The 22,522-nt window shown below is 34.4% G+C and carries 18 protein-coding genes and 5 pseudogenes; 4 read left to right on the forward strand and 19 right to left on the reverse strand.

Annotated elements, in window-relative coordinates; all coding sequences use genetic code 11:
* Positions 1-43: 43 nt before the first annotated feature.
* Positions 44-988 (reverse strand): 2-dehydropantoate 2-reductase, encoded by a 945-nt coding sequence (gene panE / locus DN389_RS26015; protein ID WP_088092009.1) that lies wholly within the window; start codon positions 986-988, stop codon positions 44-46.
* 175 nt (positions 989-1,163) lie between these two features.
* Here panE and DN389_RS26020 point away from each other — a divergent pair, with 175 nt between their 5' ends.
* Complete coding sequence (locus DN389_RS26020) at positions 1,164-2,639, forward strand: hypothetical protein (protein ID WP_098190260.1); 1,476 nt, start codon at positions 1,164-1,166, stop codon at positions 2,637-2,639.
* Between the two features lie 208 nt (positions 2,640-2,847).
* Here DN389_RS26020 and trhO read toward each other — a convergent pair whose 3' ends face one another.
* Positions 2,848-3,807, reverse strand: a complete 960-nt coding sequence (trhO, locus tag DN389_RS26030; RefSeq protein WP_000246241.1) for an oxygen-dependent tRNA uridine(34) hydroxylase TrhO — start codon at positions 3,805-3,807, stop codon at positions 2,848-2,850.
* A 491-nt stretch (positions 3,808-4,298) separates the two neighbouring features.
* On the opposite strand from trhO, the gene DN389_RS26035 reads away from it, so the two are divergent.
* Entirely contained in the window at positions 4,299-5,594 is a 1,296-nt protein-coding gene (locus DN389_RS26035; protein WP_060489982.1) for an Nramp family divalent metal transporter, read from the forward strand.
* Here the strand turns inward: DN389_RS26035 and DN389_RS26040 are convergent.
* From DN389_RS26040 to DN389_RS26050, 3 genes are all read right to left on the reverse strand, one after another.
* Positions 5,551-6,492 carry a M23 family metallopeptidase gene (locus DN389_RS26040; protein ID WP_149237747.1) on the reverse strand — a complete coding sequence of 314 codons (942 nt, stop codon included), beginning with the start codon at positions 6,490-6,492 and terminating at the stop codon, positions 5,551-5,553. The two genes, DN389_RS26035 and DN389_RS26040, sit on opposite strands and share 44 nt — an antisense overlap.
* An 82-nt stretch (positions 6,493-6,574) precedes the next feature.
* Positions 6,575-7,642 carry a sensor histidine kinase gene (locus tag DN389_RS26045; RefSeq protein WP_149237748.1) on the reverse strand — a complete coding sequence of 356 codons (1,068 nt, stop codon included), beginning with the start codon at positions 7,640-7,642 and terminating at the stop codon, positions 6,575-6,577.
* Positions 7,632-8,330 (reverse strand): response regulator transcription factor, encoded by a 699-nt coding sequence (locus DN389_RS26050; RefSeq protein WP_098090960.1) that lies wholly within the window; start codon positions 8,328-8,330, stop codon positions 7,632-7,634. The genes DN389_RS26045 and DN389_RS26050 overlap by 11 nt, the downstream gene beginning before the upstream one ends.
* A 142-nt stretch (positions 8,331-8,472) precedes the next feature.
* Here DN389_RS26050 and DN389_RS26055 point away from each other — a divergent pair, with 142 nt between their 5' ends.
* Positions 8,473-8,997, forward strand: coding sequence for a GNAT family N-acetyltransferase (locus DN389_RS26055; protein WP_098190266.1), 525 nt, complete (start codon positions 8,473-8,475; stop codon positions 8,995-8,997).
* 169 nt (positions 8,998-9,166) lie between these two features.
* On the opposite strand, the pseudogene DN389_RS26060 reads toward DN389_RS26055, so the two are convergent.
* The 11 genes and pseudogenes from DN389_RS26060 to DN389_RS26115 form a co-directional block, all read right to left on the reverse strand.
* Positions 9,167-9,297, reverse strand: a pseudogene (locus DN389_RS26060) (radical SAM/SPASM domain-containing protein); the annotation flags it as partial.
* Positions 9,298-9,324: 27 nt separating this feature from the next.
* Entirely contained in the window at positions 9,325-11,370 is a 2,046-nt protein-coding gene (locus DN389_RS26065; RefSeq protein WP_149237749.1) for a class I SAM-dependent methyltransferase, read from the reverse strand.
* Between the two features lie 327 nt (positions 11,371-11,697).
* Complete coding sequence (locus DN389_RS26075) at positions 11,698-12,078, reverse strand: BA_1872 family lipoprotein (RefSeq protein ID WP_098190268.1); 381 nt, start codon at positions 12,076-12,078, stop codon at positions 11,698-11,700.
* A gap of 59 nt (positions 12,079-12,137) precedes the next feature.
* Entirely contained in the window at positions 12,138-12,347 is a 210-nt protein-coding gene (locus DN389_RS26080; RefSeq protein WP_001036928.1) for a hypothetical protein, read from the reverse strand.
* A gap of 14 nt (positions 12,348-12,361) precedes the next feature.
* Positions 12,362-12,478 (reverse strand): annotated as a pseudogene (locus tag DN389_RS29270) (WXG100 family type VII secretion target); the annotation flags it as partial.
* Between the two features lie 327 nt (positions 12,479-12,805).
* A complete protein-coding gene (locus DN389_RS26090; RefSeq protein ID WP_098190269.1) occupies positions 12,806-14,434 on the reverse strand; it encodes a peptide ABC transporter substrate-binding protein in 1,629 nt (542 codons plus the stop codon).
* A gap of 154 nt (positions 14,435-14,588) precedes the next feature.
* The gene (locus DN389_RS26095) at positions 14,589-15,914 is read right to left on the reverse strand and encodes a bifunctional S-methyl-5'-thioadenosine deaminase/S-adenosylhomocysteine deaminase (RefSeq protein WP_149237750.1); all 1,326 of its coding nucleotides are present in this window, start codon (positions 15,912-15,914) and stop codon (positions 14,589-14,591) included.
* Positions 15,915-15,967: 53 nt separating this feature from the next.
* Positions 15,968-16,327 carry a YunG family protein gene (locus DN389_RS26100; protein ID WP_098190271.1) on the reverse strand — a complete coding sequence of 120 codons (360 nt, stop codon included), beginning with the start codon at positions 16,325-16,327 and terminating at the stop codon, positions 15,968-15,970.
* Between the two features lie 27 nt (positions 16,328-16,354).
* Positions 16,355-16,798, reverse strand: coding sequence for a GNAT family N-acetyltransferase (locus DN389_RS26105; RefSeq protein WP_149213165.1), 444 nt, complete (start codon positions 16,796-16,798; stop codon positions 16,355-16,357).
* Positions 16,799-17,010: 212 nt separating this feature from the next.
* A complete protein-coding gene (locus DN389_RS26110; RefSeq protein WP_149237751.1) occupies positions 17,011-18,525 on the reverse strand; it encodes an acetyl-CoA hydrolase/transferase family protein in 1,515 nt (504 codons plus the stop codon).
* Between the two features lie 127 nt (positions 18,526-18,652).
* Entirely contained in the window at positions 18,653-19,297 is a 645-nt protein-coding gene (locus DN389_RS26115; protein ID WP_098190274.1) for a LytTR family DNA-binding domain-containing protein, read from the reverse strand.
* A gap of 343 nt (positions 19,298-19,640) precedes the next feature.
* Here DN389_RS26115 and DN389_RS26120 point away from each other — a divergent pair.
* Positions 19,641-20,620: pseudogene (locus DN389_RS26120) on the forward strand (serine hydrolase domain-containing protein).
* A gap of 53 nt (positions 20,621-20,673) precedes the next feature.
* Here DN389_RS26120 and DN389_RS26125 read toward each other — a convergent pair.
* The 3 genes and pseudogenes from DN389_RS26125 to DN389_RS29365 all read right to left on the reverse strand — a co-directional run.
* Positions 20,674-20,904 (reverse strand): annotated as a pseudogene (locus tag DN389_RS26125) (pentapeptide repeat-containing protein); the annotation flags it as partial.
* Positions 20,905-21,045: 141 nt separating this feature from the next.
* On the reverse strand, positions 21,046-22,176 hold the full coding sequence (locus DN389_RS26130) for an RNA-guided endonuclease InsQ/TnpB family protein (RefSeq protein ID WP_060489969.1): 1,131 nt from the start codon (positions 22,174-22,176) through the stop codon (positions 21,046-21,048).
* 18 nt (positions 22,177-22,194) lie between these two features.
* Positions 22,195-22,304 (reverse strand): annotated as a pseudogene (locus tag DN389_RS29365) (IS607 family transposase); the annotation flags it as partial.
* Positions 22,305-22,522 lie beyond the last annotated feature (218 nt).

The following is a 22,522-nucleotide window of genomic DNA, read 5'->3' on the forward strand; positions in this document are numbered from 1 at the left end:
AAAGAAAGCAATACACTTATATATTGCTTTCTTTTTTATTTTTTCATACATCCAATTGTATTGCTGATCTGTGAAAGGTCATTTCTTCATACACTTTCAAATTTTGATATACTGCCCCTAATAATGGTGCTTCTATAGAAAATTGTTCCGCTACATCTAGTAAGTATCCTTGTAAGTGCTGGCCTTCAATGAACGAACCTTTTTCCATATCACGCTGCATCGATGATTTCATATCATACGAAATTTTATCGATTGTTTTCATATGTTCTTGGGCAATCCCATCCTTAACTGGAGCTTTCATAGATCTCATGATTTGCACACATTCTTCAAATAAGTTTTGGATAAAATCGCGTCCACCTTCGCTTTCGCGAATCGGTCCTATCGGTGCACGCATTAATGTCGTCACACCCGACATTACAGTAATAAATAAATATTTATGCCACATATCTTGCATAATATTTTCACTTAAAACAAAGCTAGATTTCGTACCTGCAAATGCTTTAGAAATATGCTTTATTCTCTCTGAATCTTGAGACTTCATTTCTCCAAATACAAGTCTGTTGGCAACACTCGTTTGTACAATCTCTCCTTGATCGTTTAACGTCGTCTCGATAAAGCATAAACCGCCAATTACTTTTTCCACGCCGAATTCCTTTTGTAATAGTGATAAATGAGCAATGCCATTTAACAATGGAATGATGACAGTATTTTCACCTACAAACGGCTTCAAATCTTGAATCGCCTCGTTTAAGTGATACGCTTTTGTTGAAAATAAAATAACGTCAAACGGAGAAGTTCGATCTTCTTTCGTTATTAATTTCGGTTGGAAGGAAAAATCCCCGTTAACACTACGAATAACAAGTCCCTTTTCCTCTAATTGCTGTTTTCTTTTACTGCGGACAAGAAACGTAACATCTTCTCCTTTTTCGACTAATCGACCTCCAAAAAAGCCTCCGACGCCACCAGCTCCTAATACTAAAATACGCATACAACATCCCCCTTTTCAAAATACAATTTTATAACATTTAATATACATAACATTATACATGTCCCCTACTAAATAAGCTGAATTTTCATTCTTAATCGAGTATAAAACAGTGGTTATTTTCAAATAAATTTGGGTATGTTGTTTTTATAGCATATATGGAAAGGAAACAATGTAAATGGAGGCAATACAAACAATCGAGGAAAAAGATGTGACAACAGCTATATTTCAATTTATATTCCCGTTTTCTTTTAAAACTGGATATGAACAAAATATGTTCCCTTTCTTACAGAAAAATGATTTCCGTCCTTTTCGACTCGATCATCTTGAAAATGAAAATACATACTACGGAAAGTTTCAAGTTTCACATCAAAATATGGAAGCATACTATCTTTCATTTACAAATAAAATTCTATTTCCTCACTCAGAGCATCAAAAAGGATTACAACGCTATTCTAAAGACCTTAACTTAACTGGACATTTAACAACAAATTTGATTTCTGTTCCATTCAAAATTCATTCTATTGATGTAACACTTTGCCCTTATGAGCTTGGCTTCTTAACAATTCGGACAGAAGTAGAAACCGCTCCAAATATGACATTATCAGAAGCAATCGAATTCGCCGCCCGCTTCCGTGTACTTGAAACTAAAAATGATACAAACGAGACTATTTGTATTGAATGTAACGGAAAACAATACTCACAAGTGGAAAAACTTATATTCGGTGATTTATTTCATGGTGTAACAAACTTCTTTGAGAAAAAGAGATTGCGGAGCTCTTACTTTCAAACCTTTCCTTTCTTTGAAGACCAAAGAATGTATGTACAAACTTTATTATCCGTGAATAAAGAGTCAGACCTTCATATAATCGATGTATACCGAACTTCCAGTCTTTCCGGATTAACAGACGATGGCAATCCGTATATTAGCGCAAATAACATCCCTTATATTCAAGATTATTTAACAAAACATTCTTATCAAAGATGGGCTCCTAATCGCTACTTTGTTATGGAAGAACATATTTTTACATGTATAACAAATGAAGGTGAGCAAGCAATCGCTAAACTTGCTAGTCAAATGTACGGGGAGTTTTATTACGCTTTGTTATTAAATCTATTTCATAAAGTTGTTTTATTAAAAATGGCAAACGCTTATGCTGAACTTAACATTGAACAAGATACAAATGAAATAGAGAAATTAATTTATTCAATCAATTCATTTACAGCAAATTACTTCTCTTTAGAGTTAGTATCCCAATCACAGAGTGAAGATATTTTCTTCCGCTTAAGAAATCTATTTAACATTGAAGTACTATACTCGAATGCAAAACAAAATCTTGATAGTTTGTTTAAATATCAAGAAAATGTCGCTTCCAAAAAAGATAGCCTTTTACTATTAATTTTAACACTCTACTCTGTAGTAGGCCAAATGTTAGGGTTTACTATGATTGATCTTTTAAGAAACACCGATTCAAACAAAATCTCGTCGCCACTTGAATTTTTCGCGCTTTTAATAGCAATTAGCGGCATAGTCATTTCACTTATTTTAGGTGCGCAAAGTTTATACCAATGGAGTCTACAACATAAACGAAGAAAATCATGGGTAAAACAAACTGTACTTTCTGCTGTTAAAGAGAAAGATGATAGGAAGTAAAGAAAGTTATTTTCAAATTACAAATATGTGGTACGCTTCAGTAAATGAAATTTTTATCAGCGATTTTTCGAATATATCGGCGCAACTCAAATTATATCAGCGATTTTTAAGATATATCGACTTACCGACAAAAACTAATAAAAAACACATAGTAAAAAAAGTACTCCAAAATAAAATTTGGAGTACTTTTTTATTACAATAATTTAGCTTACTTCCCTGCTTCGATTTTCTCTAATGCAGCAGCTACTTGCTCTTCAGTTAATTCGTGTTGAACGATATAACGATTACGTGGGTGTACACGACATTCATGAGAACATGCACGTAAATGTTTCGCTTCGTTTTCTTCAGAACATAAAATTTTCTTATTACATTCTGGATTTGCACAGTTTACATAGCGCTCACAAGGTTCACCTGTAAAGTGGTCTTTACCAACGATAACATGCTCTTTTTGGTTTACTGGTACAGAGATACGCTCATCGAACACGTAACATTGTCCATCCCAAAGCTCACCTTGTACTTCTGGGTCTTTTCCGTACGTTACAATACCACCGTGAAGCTGACCTACATCTTCGTAACCTTCACGAACTAACCAACCAGAAAACTTCTCACAACGAATTCCGCCTGTACAGTATGTTAAAATCTTTTTACCTTCAAGTGTTTCTTTGTTTTCTCTAATCCAATCTGGCAACTCACGGAATGATTCAATATCCGGTTTAATCGCACCTTTAAAGTGACCTAGATCAAACTCATAATCATTTCGTGCATCAATGATAACTGTATCTTCTTGTTTCATTGCCTCATAGAATTCTGTTGGCTCTAAATATTTACCAGTTATTTCTTTCGGATTAATGTCGTCTTCTAGACGAAGTGTAACTAACTCTGGACGAGGGCGTACGTGCATTTTCTTAAATGCATGTTCATCTGCCTCATCAATTTTAAAAACGATTCCAGCAAAACGTGGATCATTGTTCATTGCTTCCATGTATTTCTCTGTTTGCTCAACAGTTCCAGAACAAGTTCCATTAATTCCTTCTGTCGCTACAAGAATTCTTCCTTTTAACTCAAGTGATTTACAAAATTCTAAATGCTGTTCAGCAAATTCTTCTGGATTTTCAATTGTTGTGTACATGTAATATAGTAATACTCTATATGGTTTTGTAGTTGCCAATTTATTTCTACCACCTATCTAAATTTTAAAATCATGTATAAGTTAACGTTCATATCAAAACATATATAATAAGAAAATACATACTAAATTGTACTTAGCCTATTTTCTTCTATTTACAATTTTTTCTATAAGTTAACGAAAATAAAAACAAGATTACATCACAAAACACTATGGTTATGTTGTAATCCCAATATATTATATATCATACAATTTCATTTCCATCAATTAATATGCTGTAATATAGGCTCTATGTTCACATAAATTTCAAAATTAGTCCTTTAATTCATTATGTTTCCCCATGTAATCACACCATAAACTCCCATTTTTTTATAACACAACACCATCCATTGCAGCAAGGCATATAATTTGCACTAAGGAAACATTTGTGTTCAAATAAAAATATCATCTCATACATTTAAATGTATTGAAATAAACAATAAGAATACTTACAATAATTTCATCAAGTTAACATTTCAAAGGGGAAAACTACTATGAATAAAGATATATCAAAAGATGAACAAGTCCCTTCTCAAAGTACAACTGTTCAATCAGCACACTTAGCTTTAAGTGGAGAAACGAAAGGGTGGAAAAGACTGTTACCGTTTTTAGGACCCGCTTTTATCGCATCCGTAGCTTATATTGACCCTGGTAACTTTGCTACAAATATCGCAGCTGGTTCACAATATGGATATTTACTATTATGGGTTATATTCGCGTCTAACTTAATGGCAGTATTAATTCAAACTTTATCAGCTAAATTAGGAATTGCTACGGGAAATAATTTACCTGAAATTGCTCGCGAACACTTTCCAAAACCTGTGTCTATCGGCTTATGGATACAAGGTGAACTCGTTATTATGGCTACAGATTTAGCGGAATTTATTGGAGCTGCATTGGGACTTTACTTACTATTTGGAATTCCGATGTTACCAGCTGCTTTAATTACAGCAGTCGGATCATTTATTATTCTTGAGTTTCAACGCAGAGGATTTCGCCCACTAGAAGCTATTATTACAGGGATGATTTTTATCGTAGTAATAGCATTTGGGATTCAAGTTTTTTATGCAAAACCAGAATTAAGTCCCCTTCTTTCAGGACTATTTATTCCAAAATTCCAAGGTGTAGACAGTATATTACTTGCAGCAGGGATATTAGGTGCGACAGTTATGCCACACGCAATCTATTTACATTCTGCATTGACACAACGCCGCGTGGTCGGAACAACTGACGAACAAAAGAAAAAGATTTTCCGTTTCGAATTTATCGATATTATTATTGCAATGGTTATCGCTGGAGCAATCAATGCGAGTATGTTAATTGTAGCAGCTGCACTATTCTTTAAAAACGGCTTGCATGTAGAAGATCTTGATGTTGCATTTAACCATTTCAGCACTTTAGTCGGTCCTGTATCAGCTGCTTTATTTGGAATCGGGCTCTTATCAGCAGGACTATCTAGCTCTTCTGTCGGTACAATGTCAGGTGATATAATTATGCAAGGTTTCATTCGAATGCATATTCCGTTATACTTACGCCGTTTTATTACAATGATTCCACCATTAGTTATTATCGCTTTAGGTGTAAATCCAACTTACGCTCTAGTCATGAGCCAAGTCGTATTATCATTCGGTATTGCTTTTGCATTAGTGCCACTTATTATGTTTACAAGCAATAAAAAAATTATGGGTGCGCTCGTTAATCACCGCATAACAACCTTTATCGCTTGGATCATCGCTGCACTTGTTATCATTTTAAATATTTTCTTACTTTATCAAACATTTGTAGGTTAATGAGAAAAGGTATTCCAATAAAACTGGAATACCTTTTTTCATTACCACTTATGTATGTACCTCTTTCTGGCATTATCGTACCTTTTTCAGTTCGAAAGTAAAGTGGTAATCCTTCCGAAAGAAATATGCTCACCTTGGATGGATCCTGCCTTTGATGATGAATATGTAAATGCGGCTCACTTGAACTTCCTGAGTTACCAACTTGAGCAAGTACCTCTCCTTCATTTACATGTTGGCCTTCCCTCACTTTAATTGATCCTTTTTTTAAATGGGCAAGAATCAAAAATGTCCCTGATTCATCTAGTTGCAAATAAATATGATTACCCGCCATTGATTGAAAATCATCCTCTCCCGGAACTACATCTTTTTCATCATTATTGATGGATATAACTGTTCCAGAAGCTGGTGCCATTACTTTCGCTCCATATATTCCATAATCCTCCAACTTACTATTTTTCACTTCAGCAGGCGGAATAAGAATATCATATGCCCATCGTTCATTTGGTTTTATAACATGATAGTTCGTTTCTAATCGATCACCACCCCAGCCCACTAATGCTCGTTCATTCAAAGGAAAGCGAACTACTGCTTTAGGATTCATAGAATGTACATCTGCTGGGTAAGCAAGTCCCCCTATGTTAGCAAACCATCCTAAAGGCCAAGCTCCAATTATAGAGAAAAGAACGATGAAGAGTAGCGCTTTATCTATTTGCTTTCTGAAAATACCTTTCCACACAAATAGTAATACTGATCCTATCAAAATAAAGAGTGATACTATGCTAAAGGCTTGTATACTCCACCAAGCAGTGACTGATATAACACCTTTAGCTAAATAAACTACACTCCAACTTATAATTAAAAACGCAACTAAAATTATTAATACATATTTCTTCCACATGTTGTATCCCCACTCTCATATCTTTGTTCTACATAATACGAAGTGAAAATTACGACATATAAAAGAAATACTTACGACTTCCTTATAATTCTTTATAATGCGGTAAAACGATGGTGAAAACAGTTTCTTTCTCGTTACTGCGCACAGTGATATCCCCTTTATGAAGCTCTGCTATACTTCTTGCAATTGCAAGTCCCATTCCTTTTCCACCCGTATGAGAGCTACGTGATTTTTCACCGCGATAAAACTTCTCAAAAACGTAAGGAAGGTTCTCATCCGGAATACATTGTCCAAAATTTTTAATTTCTATTTCAGCATTCATGTCTCTTTTAGAAACTTGAATTAAAATATCCTTTCCGTCTTTCCCGTACATAATACTATTACTAATTACATTTTCGAATAGCCTCACCATAACCGCTACATCTATTTCCACATGTAACTCCTTATCACCGTTAATACAAAAGCTCATATCGGCATCATCTAGTAGTGGTACAAAATCAATCATGATTTGTTCAATGAACGCTTTCATATTTACTACACTTTTATGTAATTCGATCTCTCTATAATTTATTTGACAATATTCCAATAAATCATCTACTTGATTTTTTAATTCATAACTTTTTCGCTTTAATATACTTACATACTGTTCACATTCTTCTCTATTTGAATGAAGCTGATTTCCTAACAGGTCCGCGTAACCGATTAGAGATGTTACAGGTGTTCGTAAGTCATGAGAAATATTACTAATCATTTCAGTTTTCATTTCCTGCCATTTTTTTTCATTCTCGATAGACTCTTTTAGACTTTTCGCCATTCTATTAACATTCTTCGCTAATTCACCAATCTCGTCATTTTTTGAAATAGGTATATGTATTTCAAAATTACCATTACTTATTTCCTTCACACTCTTGTTAATTTCAGATAACCTTTTCATCATTGTTTTTGTCATGAATGCAAAGTATGTTGTAGTAAAAATTAAAAAAACTATAAAATATAAAAATGAATATTTTTCCTCTAACGCAGTAACATGACTATATATATTTCCAATTACAATTTGAAACGCTATTATACTTACAGTTGCTAGCAAAATACTACTTATGAATGCGATAAAAAACTTAGCTCTAATGCCTTGTAATGATTTAATCTTCAATTTTATATCCGACTCCCCAAACATTTTGAATAAACTTCGGTTCTTTTGGATTCTCTTCAATTTTATTTCTCAATCTCGCAATATGAACCATTACTGTATTATTACTTTCATAGGCTCTTTCTTTCCAAACGCTCTCATATATTTCTTCAATAGTAAACACACGATTCTTTGCAGCGGCCATTAAGTACAAAATATCATATTCAGTTTTCGTAAGATTAATCGTTTCCCCATATAACATTACTGTCCTCGACACTTCATCTATTTCTAAACCTCTAATATTTATTTTCTTTTCTATTACTTGGACAGCATTTTGATTGAAATATGTATACCTTCTTAATTGAGCTTTCACTCTTGCTATAAATTCAATTGTACTAAACGGCTTCACAATATAATCATCTGCCCCAGTACTAAATCCAATTACTTTATCTACATCCGATGATTTCGCGCTTAAGAACATAATTGGTAAACTATGTTTCTCCCTAATCCTTCTGCATAATTCTATCCCATCCATTTGTGGCATCATAATATCCAGAATTGCAAGTTGAATACTGTTATTATTTATTATTTCTAAAGCCTCTTCTCCGTTATGAGCACTAAAAACTTTAAAACCTTCTTGCATTAAATTTGCGTTAACAAATCGAACAATATCTTGATCATCATCTACAATTAAAATTGAGTTTTTCTCCATATACAAACCTCTTTTTGAAATATATTCCACAATCAATTTTATCATAAATTAAAACCGTACTTCCCCCTTGAATAATCTTTATTTTCAGATTAAATTATATAATAACAACATATTCTAGTTCCAGAAGAAATGGAGTGAAAGCATGTTTCCTATATTGAAAACCGACCGACTCATTTTAAGAGAACTTACCGAAGAAGATGCACCGAGTATACTACAATGCTTTTCTAATACTGATGTACTGCGCTATTATGGCCAAAAACCATTACAAGATGTCGATCAAGTGAAACAAGTCATTCATAACTTTAAGCTCAGTTACAATGCAAGAAGTGGTATAAAATGGGGAATTGAATTAAAGGACAAAAAAGAACTCATTGGAACAATCGGGTTTCATGATTGGTCTTCTGAGCATAAACGAGCCAATATAAGTTATGCCTTTCTCCCTGAACACTGGGGAAATGGATATGCGACGGAAGCTGTTTCTGAAGTTATATCATACGGTTTCCACACACTTCATTTAAAACGGATCGGAGCAATTGTATTTCTTGAAAATGAAGCTTCCAATAAAGTGTTATTAAAATTAGGATTTGAAAAAGAAGGCGTTCTAAAAAATTATATGTATCAAGATGATATCCCCTATGATACGAATTATTATTCTTTATTAAAATGAGTTTAATAGAAATTATACGTAAAAACTCGTTTCAGCATAATGAATCAAGATAGTGGATTTTTAACGAAAGATAGGAAACCGAGCGTTTTTCATTTCTTAGATCATCATACGACTGATGCGAAGTACAATAAATTATATAATCTAAAAAGGGGCATGAGCATATTCTTACTCATGTCCCTTTTTTTACGTTCTTTTTCTGTTTTCGCAATGCTTTTGGAATGTATAGCTGTCCATGTACTCTCCCGTCATTGCATATGCTTTAGAACGAGATCCTCCACAAACATATCGAAACTCACAAACTAAACTTTTTAAAAGTTTTCAATATCATTACTTCTTTTCTAAAACCATAAAGAACGTACTATCCGGTAGCACAACCGCATTCCCAGACTCATCTTTAAAATCGATTTTCTCGCTAAGATGTTGTGTATATCCATCCTGTAAATAGTTCATAGCTTGAACGATGTTTACTTTATCTCCAAAGATACCCTTTACGAAATCCTTATAGTCGTTTGGCGTAAAGATTCCAAACTGCTCTTGCACCTCGTGAACGAAGGAATCCTCCCCCCATGTATACGTATATAAGAACTCCATCGCATCGTTAACAAGCATTTTGACTGTGTTGTCTGCAAGTACCTCATACTGGATTATACGCCCCTTAAATTCACGGACATACTGCTCTAAGAACTTCATTCCACCTGCATCTTTAAAATGAATCACACGCATTAACATTTTATCTTCAGTCATGATGCCATCACGAATGATAATACGACCTCCTGGCTTTATCACCTCGTAAGCACTCTGTAACCCCTTTTTAATTACTTCATGATTGAATTTCTTACCTTCATACTCAATATAAGAGAACAGCTCATGAAGGATAGAAGAATACACAATCGTATCAACCGATTCTTTATCAAACGAGCTACCTAAGTTGATAGCATCCCCTTTAATGACGTCCCAAGAACGACTTTCGTCCTGTTTCTTCTTTTTTAACGTATCAATCACATTTTCGGAAATATCGATACCGTAGATTCGTTTATCCTCGGTCTCTTCTTCAATCATGTCTAGCATAACACCACCACCGGATCCGACATCTACAATCGTATCTCCCTTTATATAATCAAGAATAATTCGTTTATCATCAGCCGAACTATTCATATGCTCCAAATACACTTCTTCGTTATGGAATCTATCATATGCATCCTTTCGTAACCCGAAGAAATCAAAGAGCAGTACATTTGCCCGAGCATGCATCATATCTATCTTTTCTGCCTCTACACAGAAGATGATTAACGCTTCACCTACAGCAGAAAACTGAAACGATACATACGCAGTCTTCATATCTTCATCGACTTTAACCTCAAAAGAAACATGTGTTGTATTCGGCTTCTCGTTCTCACGGTACTCCCGTAGATACTTCTCAATAACCCGCTTACGATACACGTTGTCCTTCTTCTCGCCTTTGAAATCATAGTGCAACTGTTGCATCAATTTCTCGAAATGGATATGCTGAACCTTTCTAGTGCCTATCTCGTTCTTTAACATAACAAAAACTGTCCAAATATCCTCGAAGCTAAGGGCATGCATAGACGGTTCTACATACCACAAATCCTTATCAGATAAAAATGTTTGAACGTCTCTCTTCTCGCTCCCCATAATTATATCTTTTTCAAATACTGACTCCTTATGTTTTGGCGTGAGTCTATGTACACGAGAAGTAAATGGCTCCACATAACCATCAAATAGCCCATCAATTGTAATCTTCACATCGTTCTTTACTTCGCTCCACAAAGATTTTGATACACCTTCAATAATACATTGATTAAGATAGTATAGAATCTCCTTTAACCTAACGTCTCCGTATTCTTCTTTATATGTGTCAATTAAATCAATATGAGAGTTCAAACGAGCCTCTCCGCGGATATACTGCCCGATTAATCCATGTGTTCTAATTATATCTCGAACAAACAAATACTCAGTAGAGTTTAAGTTTGTCTCTATATGTTCGATAAACTGAATATCACTAAAGATATCAGCAGAACCCTCGTTATGTACCAATAGATTGATTCCGTTCTTCTTCCATTTCTCTCGCTGTTTTAAAGAGCCTACCTTTGCAAGCTCACTATACGTTAGTACTTTTTCAATAATGCGATACGCTTCTTCATCTAAAGACAATCCATCTAACACTTGCAACGTACGGTGTACATAGTACAACACCGCATCTGTTTTTAATTCACCAAGTACTTGTACATTCTCATAGTTTTGATGTATTTCCTCTGCCTCGATCAGATACTTTAACCACGTAGGGAGAGTATTAGAAAACCCTTCAATGTATTTATTTAGAACCTCAATATTTTTCAACTTATTTACCCCCATATATAATCAATATCAGTAGTATGTTCTGGGACATCTTCTCTAAAAAGATTATCACCTTATGTCCCCTTTACCATCTATATCTCTTTCAAATACAAATGCATCAAACCGAGTCTTTTTATCATGTAAAAGAGAGTGATCAATTTCGTTTCTAACATGCCAAGTTTGTAACACATTCTTTTGTTCATCTCTTATTTTAACTTCATCAGGAATTTCGGCCGAATAAACAGCAGGACTCAGCGAAGCATTTCTTACATTAATAAACATATGTTGTGATAGAATCAACCGAAAATAGAAACGGCAAGCGGGTGCACTCCACTTGCCATTTTTTCATAGCTTAGTATGTATTTGAATTTCTTTTGCTTTCTCTTTTTCACCCTGCACTCGTACAATTAAATCATATGATCCGGATTTTGGCGCTTCAAACGAAAGCAGACCTTCTTTTTGAGAAGTGACTTCTTCTTCATAAATAACCTTATCACCTTTTGTAACTTGCAATAAAATCGTACCTTCTTCAACGGCTGCTTCATAAGGAATTTCCACATTTCCTTTTTCAGCTTTAATCGTTTGCACATCGTAATACCCTTGCAACGAACCAATTTTTAAAGTCGTTTCGCCATTTTTTTGAACCTTTGTGACTTGTGTTGCTGTATTGCATGCGCTTAACAATACAACAAGAGTGAGAATCATAAATAAACGTAGTAATTTCATAGAAATTCTCCTTTTTTATGTATATGAATTAAAATTCTAACTCTAAATTTTGTACCATCTTATTTCCCACCTCTTAAAATAGCTGTTTTTATAATAAAATAAGTAATAGAAAATAATAAACAAGTACCCATTGTACCAAAAACTGCAACTGAGATGTTACCTGCTAATGTTTCATTTGGATCTAATGCATTAGGTAAAATTGTACCAAAAATTGCAATACAGGCTAATACAACCATAAAATATTTAAATCTTTTTACTTTCTTATTCATACTAATTATCCCCTTTATTCCTTAACATTAATTTCTAAACCAAATCCCCATAAACCTACACCAGGACCTAATGGTACATGGAATTTGACTCTGCTTTTTCTAGCTTCAAAGGATCCCCTGAGATTCCCAAGTTAATATCCCCAAGTATTATACATACCAATTCATTCATATAGAAAAAGCCCCGTTCAAATCAAACACTTAAGCTCCCTTATTTTTATAATACTCAAATAATTATACACAAACATCGCTATCGATTCATCTTAATACCTCAATTACCTTTTAAGTATATCAATGACAAAATATATAATCTAATATTTTTTATATAATTAAAAACAAACATAGTTACAACAAAAGATTGTTTGTATGCTGATTTGTACTGTATTCCCTTATTCCATGTACTCTTTAAAAAACCTTACTTTTTAAAAAGTAAGGTTTTTAAAGAGTAAGGTTTTTTGTATTTATTCATTAGCGATATAAGCATTCTTATACGTATAAACACCACCAAATTGATGCTTCTCAATTCCTTTTACATAATCCTTTTGTACGTAAGCTGATCCCATTTGATAAAGCGGTGCAACTGCAGCATCCTCTATCAGAATACGCTCGGCCTCTTGCAATGCTTCCCATCTTTTCTTTTGATCTAGTACAAAATCGCTTTTCGCTTTCTTTATTAATTCATCGTAGTGAAGGTTAGAATAATTCATTTTGTTATTTTGATTATCCGTCGTAAAGAGTTCTAAATAACTAATTGGGTCTTTATAATCCGGTCCCCAATTTGCCATAGATATATCGTAATCTCCTGTTTGTTCTAACTGTAATTTTTGCTTAAATGGCTGTTGTTTAATTTGTATCGTGAGTCCTTGCAAATGCTTTTCTAAGTCACCTTTTATATATTCTGCCATACGTTTTGCATTATCTTGTTCATACGTTAAAAACTCGAGGTTTACTTCTTCTACTCCTAGTTCTTTTTTCGCTTCTTCCCAAATCTTTTTCGCATTTTGCAAATCATATGAAGAAAGATCTCCGTTTTCTTTTCTAAAATCTTTGCCAGTCTCTTCATTTATATGACCAACTGGTACAAGTCCGCTTGCAGGTTTTGACCCGTTATTTATAAAGTGAGCAACGAAATCTTCTTTATTTAACGCGAATGAAATAGCCTGACGCACTTTCTTATTTGCTAACGCATTGTTTTTTTCATTAAAACGTAGCATAGCAATTCCAGGATCGCTCGACATATGTAATTCCTTATTCCCTTTATACTTGTCTACAAATTGAGAATTAATAGGCACTCGATCCAAATTACCAGCTTCGTATAAATTAACAGCGGTCATTGTATCCTTTACAATTTGAAAGTTTATTTCGTCTAATTTCACTTTCTTTTCATCCCAATATGTAGCATTCTTCTTTAATTGAAACTCTTGTTCATGCTTCCATTTCTCTAATACAAATGGGCCGTTATATATGAGATTACTAGGTTCCAATGCATAATTCTTTCCTTGTTCTTTCAAAAATGACTCATGCTGTGGCAAGTAAATCGGCAGTGCTAACAACTGTAAAAAATACGGAATTGGCTGTTCGAGTTCCACTTCTAACTTATAATCATTTATAACTTTAACCCCAAGTTCATCAAGAGGCATTATTCCCTTATTTATCTCTTTCGCATTTTTCACATGAAAGAGCATGTACGCATATTGAGACGCTGTTTCAGGTTTAATTGCACGTTTCCATGCAAACATAAAATCATTTGCTGTCACACTGTCTCCATTTGACCATTTTGCATCTTTACGCAAATCAAATGTATATTTTTTACCATCTTCACTTCTTTTAAACGATTTTGCTACTGCTGGAATAGGCTGATCTTGATCATCTAATACATACAACCCCTCAAATATGTTTTGCATAACGTGTGCTGATGTACCATCCATCGTTTTCGCAGTATCAAGAGAAGGAATTTCTTCAGATACTGTTACATTTAATACTTGTTCTTTTGCCTCTGTGTCACTTTTATTCGCTTTATTATTACAAGCTGTTAATAATAAAGATGTAACAAGTGCCATTACCATTAAATGGCTCTTTTTTCGCTTCATGAGTTGTTCTCCTTAAGTATAATATATTATAAAGCGTAATATATTATAGCAGAAATACTAACAGAAAGATGCGACATTTTTTTGAATATTTATTCGTCCAAGAAAAAAGCTATCCTTTTAAAAAAGGATAGCTTTTTCAACTACATATAATTACCTATCTTTGCAAACCTCGTTTATAACGACTTGCTTCAAATATAATACGCTCTTCATCTAACGTTTTACATTCGCCATTCCAAACGACACGTTTTCCGTTAATGATTACATCACTTACATCTTTTCCACTAGCAGCATATACCAGGTGCGATAACACTTCATCTGCTGGTTGTAAATGCGGCTTATTAGACGGACCAATCGTAATAAAATCGGCACACTTTCCAATCTCAAGTGATCCTGTTTGTTTCATCCCGATTACTTCAGCAGCTCCTTTAGTCGCAAGTGTAAGAGCCGTTTCAACTGGTAATGCTGTTGCATCTTGATGAATACCTTTTTGTAATAATGTCGCTATACGCATTTCTTCAAACATATCTAAATTGTTGTTAGATGCTACACTATCTGTTGCAATTCCTACTTTCATTCCTGCTTCTAGCATCGCTTTTACATTTGCTATACCTGAGCCTAGTTTTAAATTACTATTCGGGTTATGAGCTACTCGAACATCATGTTCTGCTAAAAATGCACGCTCATTTTCATTTAATACTACACCGTGTGCAATAACTGTTGGACGTTTAAACAACCCACAACTTGCTGCATATTCTACTGGACGTTTTCCGTACTGTGCTTCAATATCACGTACTTCACGCTCTGTTTCCGAAAGATGAATATGAACCATCGTTTGATTTTCTACTGCAATTCGTGCGCATTCTTCTAACAGTTCTGTAGAACATGTATATGGACTATGCGGTGCAACCATCGTAGTTAACATGCCACTTTCGTTATAATAACGCTTTACATATTTCTCAGCTTCTTCGATTGCTTTCTTTTCATCGTCTTTCGTTCCGAAGCTAAATAAAGTTCTTGAAACAGCAGCTCGCATCCCACTTCTTGATACCGTTTCCATAATTGCATCTTGATCTACTCCAATTGGATTAAACATATCAGAGAATGATGTTGTACCACTTTTCACCATTTCAAGTAATCCTAATTCCGTACTAGCGACCGCAAGCTCTGGAGTAAACTGACTTTCAAGTGGCCAAATTCTCGTCTCAAGCCACGGCTGTAATAACATATCATCGCCAATACCTCTTAAGAGACTCATTACAACGTGTGTATGTGTATTTACAAGCCCTGGTAATACCCATTTTCCTTTCATGTCAATTACTTCATCTACTTCAAAATCATTAGCGAATTCTCCGCTCTTTACATCTATAATTTGATCATTTTCTACAATGATATATCCTTTTTCTATCACTTCATTTTGTTCATTCATCGTTACGATTGTAGCGTTTACATAAGTTGTTTTCAAAAGTATTTCCCCTTTCAACTCTATGAAGTTCCCTTTAATAAGTTACCACCATTATAGTAACTTATTAAAGATTAAGAGTCAAAAGATAATTTGAATTCTTTCATTATCTTTTCCTTCAAAATGCTATATTGTTTTTCATTTGTATCTGCAAATGCTTCTTCTCGATTTGATTCCACATCCAAATAATTCAATCTTCCATTGAACTGAGTCTCTGTAAAATCAAACCTCTGTCCAACTATACAGTTATAAAAATGCCACACCTCCCCTACTTTTGTCTTTTTGCTTTTTCCTCCGTATATATCTTGAACGACTAAAGCCGTTACACCACACTGTCCCTTTGCCGGATTCTCAATAGTCCACTTTGAACTTGTTTCAATCGACCATGATTTTACTAGTGCTTCATATATCCTTTTTATCTTTACATCATCCACTCTAATCTTCTCCTACTATTAATTGTTTTACACATCATATTGCAAAAGAGGCAGTAAACGATCCTCAAAAACCGTTGATGGTGTCTCTCCTATTAACTTTGCTCCCATCTTCAAGTAAAACCCTTTTGCATTCGGATCACTATCAATTGTAAAACTTTTTATTCCTAGCTCATTTGCTTGCTCTATTACAAACTTCCACATTATTTTCCCATACCCCTTTCCTTTGTAACGAGGATGAATGTATAAGAAATCGAGAGCTTTATCGTTACGTAAAAATGAGAAAAATCCAATCTTCGTATTTTCATTTTCTAAAACATATACAAAATTATTACTTATGTACCCTTCGGTAATTGTTAAATCTTCCTTACAAGCAAGTATGAATGCTTCGCTATAGTTCCACGTTGCTTTTGAATGTAGTGCAAGTTCACTTAATTCATTTGCTTCACTTAATAACGCATTTCTTATCTTCATGATTCTTTCTCCTCACCTTTGATATATAAACTATTAAAATGATTCGAAAAGTAATTAAAAAAACCTCTTATTTCCGTAAATAAGAGATTACTTTTATAATTCCTCATAATAGGTAACAATTTTTTAAAAGAAAAAAACGCCATTCCTGAAAATTGGCGTTCTTTTTCTTTTAACCTTTATGGCATATTATATTAAGAATCATTTTTGCACTTCTAAACAGTTTCTACTACCGCTTCAAGCATTGTTCCATTTTTAGCATAGTTCGTATGCCAAGAAAAAGCTTTTTCTAAAATATGAGGAGTTTGTCCACCTCTTGTTTTTGCTTCCTCGTAATAAGCTCGTAGCTGGTCACGATACATTGGATGTGCGCAATTCTCAATAATTAGTTCCACTCTTTCTCTTGGTGCTAGTCCTCTTAAGTCCGCATACCCTTGTTCAGTGACGATAACATCTACATCGTGTTCCGTATGGTCTACATGAGAAACGAAAGGAACGATACTTGAAATGTTACCACCTTTTGCTATCGATTTAGTAACAAAGATAGCTAAACGTGCATTTCTTGCAAAGTCACCAGAACCACCAATACCGTTCATCATTTTTGTACCTAAAACGTGAGTAGAGTTCACATTTCCATATATATCTAATTCTAAAGCAGTATTAATCGAGATTAATCCGAGGCGGCGAATGATTTCAGGATGATTGGAAATCTCTTGCGGGCGCATCATTAATTTGTCACGATATTTTTCAAAGTTAGAAAATACTTGTTGCATTTTCTCTTCAGAAAGCGTGATGGAGCAGCAGGAAGCAAAATTGACTTTCCCAGCATCCATAAGATCAAAGACCGCATCTTGTAAAACTTCAGAATACACTTCTAAATCTTCAAACTCCGAATCTAGCATGCCGTGCAATACTGCATTAGCGACTGAACCAATTCCCGATTGTAACGGTGCTAAACTCTTTGTTAATCGGCCTACTTTAACTTCTTCTCGAAGGAACTCTATTAAATGTTGTGCCATAATGACAGTTTCTTCATCTGGAGGAACAATTGTCGATGGTGAATCCAGTTGATTCGTAAACACAATCCCCTTCACTTTTTCAGCAACAATTGGGATACCAATTGTTCCAATTCGATCATCCGTTTTTACGAGCGGAATTGGAAGTCTTTCCCCTTGTTTACCTGGTTCATATAAATCATGCAGTCCCTCTAGTTGCGTAGATTGAGCCATATTCATTTCAATAATAATGGACTTAGCATTTAAGGAAAATGCTAAGGAATTTCCAATTGAAGTGGTTGGAATAATCATACCATCTTCAGTAATCGCAACCGCTTCCAAAATAGCGACATCTATATCCATAACGTCAGCACGGAGTAGCTCTGCTGTATGAGATAAGTGCTGATCCACAAATAAAAAGTCTCCGTTATTAATTCCTTTTCGCATAGTCGCATCGGCTTGGAAAGGCAATCTTTTCCCTAAAATTCCTGCCTCAGCAAATAATTTATCTACATCCGAACCTAAAGAAGCCCCTGTATAAACATTTACTTTAAAAGATTTATCATTCTTCACTCGGTTCACCAGCGCAAATGGGACTGCTTTTACATCCCCAGCACGTGTAAATCCACTTAAACCTAAAGTCATTCCACTTTCAATCCATGAAGCTGCCTCTTCAGGTGTAACTACTCGATCTTTGAAACGTTGATCCCTAATTCTATCTAAATTATTCTCCATATGTAATCCCTCTCTCAATGAATATTCATAATTATTTTACACATTAACACTATCAAAATAGGGATTTTTGTACACAATGCCGAAAATTCAGATAAAACAGCAAATCTAAGTTCTAAAGCAGAAAAATTTAGAATCCTAGAAGCTTACGAAAATAGCTAGCGTATGACTGACTCACTGGTACCCTCTCTCCGTTATCCATAGAAAGTACAAAAGTAGAATGCGTATCAGGGTAAATCGCTTTAATATGATTAATATTTACAATAAAGGAACGGTGGCATCTAATAAAGGAATCTTTCGGCAACAAGTATTCGAATTCTTGTAGCGAGTACTTATGTGTTCCTGTTAACTCTTCTGAATTCACATACGTCTTTTTATCTTTAGCTTCTAAATACATGACCTTTGAAAAAGGAACCGGAACCCATCCGTCTGTTGTTTTTAAAGTAACGACTGACTTTCCATCCGTTAAAGCGGGATAAATCGCCGTCACGCACCCTTCAATCTTCTCATTATTTGAAAACGGTACGGCCATTCCATGATAAGGAATACCGAAAACATCCCGGTTAATAAACTCAGAGGCTTTTTGCTTCGTTACCATTGCTTTATGAGCAATGGTCCCTTCCTTAATAGGATCCCCGGCGCTAATCTTTAAATCAATTCGTTTACTTGGCCGATAGTAAATATATTCTTTCGTATTCGAAACGGCAATTGATATTTCATCTGAAAATAATTCCCCAACTACATCTAGTAGTATACCTAACGTTTTATCTTCCATAGTATGAACACCTCATTTACTATTATACTACTATTATGAACGAGCAGCTGTTGCTTTTACATGTAGTGCAAGTTCACTTCATTCACTAGCTTCAATTACTATCAATTTTCTTACTTGCATAATTGTTTCTCTGCACCATCAAAATATGAACTACTAAAGCATTGCCACAAGCATTAAAAAAATCTTTATTTTTATAAACTTTAAATCAACTTGCTTCTTACATTACTTGCATTATAAAATAAAAAAGTATTCTAAAAAACATTTCATCTAGGGGGAATTGCCTATGCCGTTGGATTCCATTTCAGGTAACGAATATTCCAACATTTAAAGGAGTGCCTGAAATTTGTTAAACTCATATATCAATTCATTTTTATATAAAAATACAGAAAACTTTAATGGGACAATTTTAATAGCTCATAAAGAAGAGACTCTTTATAAACAGTCATTTGGAAAAGCTAATTATAATTGGGACGTACCTAATACATCTACTACGAAGTTTCGTATTGGATCAATAACTAAAATCTTCACAGCAGTTTCAATTTTAATGCTTGTGGAAGAGGAAAAATTACAGCTACATGATACTTTAGATCAATTCATTCCCGATTTCCCAAAAGGAAATCAAATTATGATCAAGCATTTACTAAATCATACTGCTGGAGTCGGTAATATTACGGCTCAACATGACTTTTTATTGCAAGCTTGTCAACCTCGAACACCAGATGAACTAATACAATGGGTTATCGCATGTCCCTTTGAATCTAGCCCTGGTGAAAAATTCAATTATTCGAATTCAGGTTATATTATATTAGGAAAATTATTGAAGTTATAAGCGGAATGTCTTATGAGGAATTTCTTAAAAAGAGAATTTTCTATCCACTCTCTATAATAAACACAAGCGTTGATTTGAATCATATGATTCAAAAACATAAAGCAACTGGGTATGAGTTACATCCAAACCATGGCCTACAGAACGCATCATTTATTCATATGTCTAATTCATATTCAGCTGGTGGATTAGTTTCTACAGCCGAAGATTTATATAGATTTGATAAGGCGCTAAAAGAAAATCGCTTATTATCAAGTAGGTTGACGTCTCGTATGCTTACTGCAGAATCTTACGGATATGGTTACGGTTGGAATATTGCTATGACTGAGAAAAATAATAAACTTATATTTCATCACGGAGGAATTAACGGCTTTACGTCCTCCTATTTACGATTAATTGACAAAGAGGCTACAATCATCATTTTAAGCAATGTATCTACACTATTAACATCGACTCTTGCTAATGAAATAGCTTCTTATATAGAAAATAATTTTTAAATCTATTATGATTTGTAAAACCGTTCAACAATTTGAACGGTTTTACAAACAATTTAGTTCACCTTAGCCCCATAGCATCTAGCTACCGCAACTGCCTGTGCTATATCTAATTTTACATTTTTCAAATTAAAGCTTGTAAAGTCAATTCTATCAACTATCGCTCCCTTTAAATTTGCACCGCTAAGTTTCGCCTTACCTAATTGTGCACCGGTTAAATCCGCTTCACGTAAATCTGCTTTTTCTAAATTACATTCATATAGGTCAGCTTCAATTAAACGTATACCGATACGATAAACTTAACTAAATCTATACAATTCAATCAAATTTACACAAGTTAGTGCTTCATTGTGTTCTCGCCACCCCGAAGGGACGAGGGGTATAACACTCCACACGAGGCAGTATCGTTACCTCCTATTATCAAGCATTTATTTTACCCATCTTGATAAATTTATCGAAGCATTTACATCCCTATCGTGATGGCTATTGCATGGAACACAACACCACTCACGTATTTTTAAACTCCACTGTCCTTCTGGTTGAACTGAATGGTCGTATTTCACTCCGCAACATGAGCAAATCTTGCTTGAGGCGAACCATTTATCAGCTTTTACATACGCAATGCCATATTTCTCGCACTTGTATGACAAACATTGAAAGAAGAAGTTTAATTTTTGAAATAAAAACGCTTTCGATAGTTTTTTGTTTTTTAACAGGTTTGAGATAGATAAGTCTTCCACAACAATTCTCATTGGTTTGGTTTTCACCAATTTAGCTGTTGCTTGATGGATATGGTTATTTCGGATATTCGTAATTTTCCTAGATAACCGCAGGTGCTCAGTTTTAGCTTTTTCATATCCGGCAGATTGAATTTTTACACCTTTTTTAAATCTCCTAGACATATCTCTTTGCGCTGACTTTTTCCTGTTCAAAAGTTTTTTAACCTTAGCATCTTTGTTTATATTTCGTTCTTTCATACCATTAGAAGCTACAAAAAGCTCTTTTAAACCAACATCCACACCAATCGACTCATTGGTTAGTTCTTGGGATGCAAAATCTTCTTGAAACCCTACACTCATCCACCAGTGACGCCCATCAAAGGTAACTCTTGGATTGGATGGTTTTTTGTTTCTTGGTAGTTGTTGGCTTGTTTTCACTTCTCCAATGGACTGAATATGAACTACTTTCTTTCCTATAGTCAGTCTTTCATAATTGGCATAAAATCCTTGGATTAAATCTTTTTTGGATTTATAAGAAGTGTGATAACCATTTTTGTACTTTTTGAACGAATGTTTTCTCGCCGTATCAAAATCTTTTGAAGCCTGTTTAGGAACTTGTGCATTGATGTCTTTTAACCACTCATATTTCTTTCGCTTCTTGATCTTTGTAAATCGTTTCTGTAAAGCTAACTGTGAAACAGATTTTCCAAATAGCTTATAGTATCTATCACTCATTCTTTTACAATAGTTATAAGCAAATCTTGCAGCACCGGCATGGTTTCTAAGCACTTTTTCTTGTTCAGGGGTTGGAATCAGTCTGACTTTCTTCGCCAATATCATCAGAATGTAACTCCTTTAATGAAAGATTTGTTCTTCTGAATCGTAGCGTGTTCCACCAGCATTCTCCTTAGACTACTCGGATGCAAACCTGTTAATTCTGATACTTAACTAACTCGTGAAAATTTCATTATTATTCTCACCTCATTGAATCTAACATAGCACGTATGTTCGATGTTTTCAATGAAGTTTGATAGATTTAATTAAATGTATCTCGTTCAACTAAGGGCGCAATTCCTTAGCCAGTTCTCTTATGAACTTCTCATGTTTTCACATGAGCGCAGACTATATGTTTATCTCTTTAGAGATAGAGGATTTTTCCATCACCATAGGCTTGTGATGTACTCTC

This window comes from Bacillus sp. AY3-1, assembly GCF_008368785.1.
GTDB classification, from domain to species: domain Bacteria; phylum Bacillota; class Bacilli; order Bacillales; family Bacillaceae_G; genus Bacillus_A; species Bacillus_A wiedmannii.

Coding starts and splice junctions, on each gene's coding strand:
- DN389_RS26020 (WP_098190260.1), top strand. CDS start 1,164: ATGGAGGCAATACAAACAATCGAGGAAAAAGATGTGACAACAGCTATA.
- DN389_RS26090 (WP_098190269.1), bottom strand. CDS start 14,434: ATGAAGCGAAAAAAGAGCCATTTAATGGTAATGGCACTTGTTACATCT.
- panE (WP_088092009.1), bottom strand. CDS start 988: ATGCGTATTTTAGTATTAGGAGCTGGTGGCGTCGGAGGCTTTTTTGGA.
- DN389_RS26065 (WP_149237749.1), bottom strand. CDS start 11,370: ATGGGGGTAAATAAGTTGAAAAATATTGAGGTTCTAAATAAATACATT.
- DN389_RS26035 (WP_060489982.1), top strand. CDS start 4,299: ATGAATAAAGATATATCAAAAGATGAACAAGTCCCTTCTCAAAGTACA.
- DN389_RS26050 (WP_098090960.1), bottom strand. CDS start 8,330: ATGGAGAAAAACTCAATTTTAATTGTAGATGATGATCAAGATATTGTT.
- DN389_RS26040 (WP_149237747.1), bottom strand. CDS start 6,492: ATGTGGAAGAAATATGTATTAATAATTTTAGTTGCGTTTTTAATTATA.
- DN389_RS26075 (WP_098190268.1), bottom strand. CDS start 12,078: ATGAAATTACTACGTTTATTTATGATTCTCACTCTTGTTGTATTGTTA.
- DN389_RS26115 (WP_098190274.1), bottom strand. CDS start 19,297: ATGGAAGATAAAACGTTAGGTATACTACTAGATGTAGTTGGGGAATTA.
- DN389_RS26130 (WP_060489969.1), bottom strand. CDS start 22,176: ATGATATTGGCGAAGAAAGTCAGACTGATTCCAACCCCTGAACAAGAA.
- DN389_RS26055 (WP_098190266.1), top strand. CDS start 8,473: ATGTTTCCTATATTGAAAACCGACCGACTCATTTTAAGAGAACTTACC.
- DN389_RS26105 (WP_149213165.1), bottom strand. CDS start 16,798: ATGAAGATAAGAAATGCGTTATTAAGTGAAGCAAATGAATTAAGTGAA.
- DN389_RS26080 (WP_001036928.1), bottom strand. CDS start 12,347: ATGAATAAGAAAGTAAAAAGATTTAAATATTTTATGGTTGTATTAGCC.
- DN389_RS26110 (WP_149237751.1), bottom strand. CDS start 18,525: ATGGAGAATAATTTAGATAGAATTAGGGATCAACGTTTCAAAGATCGA.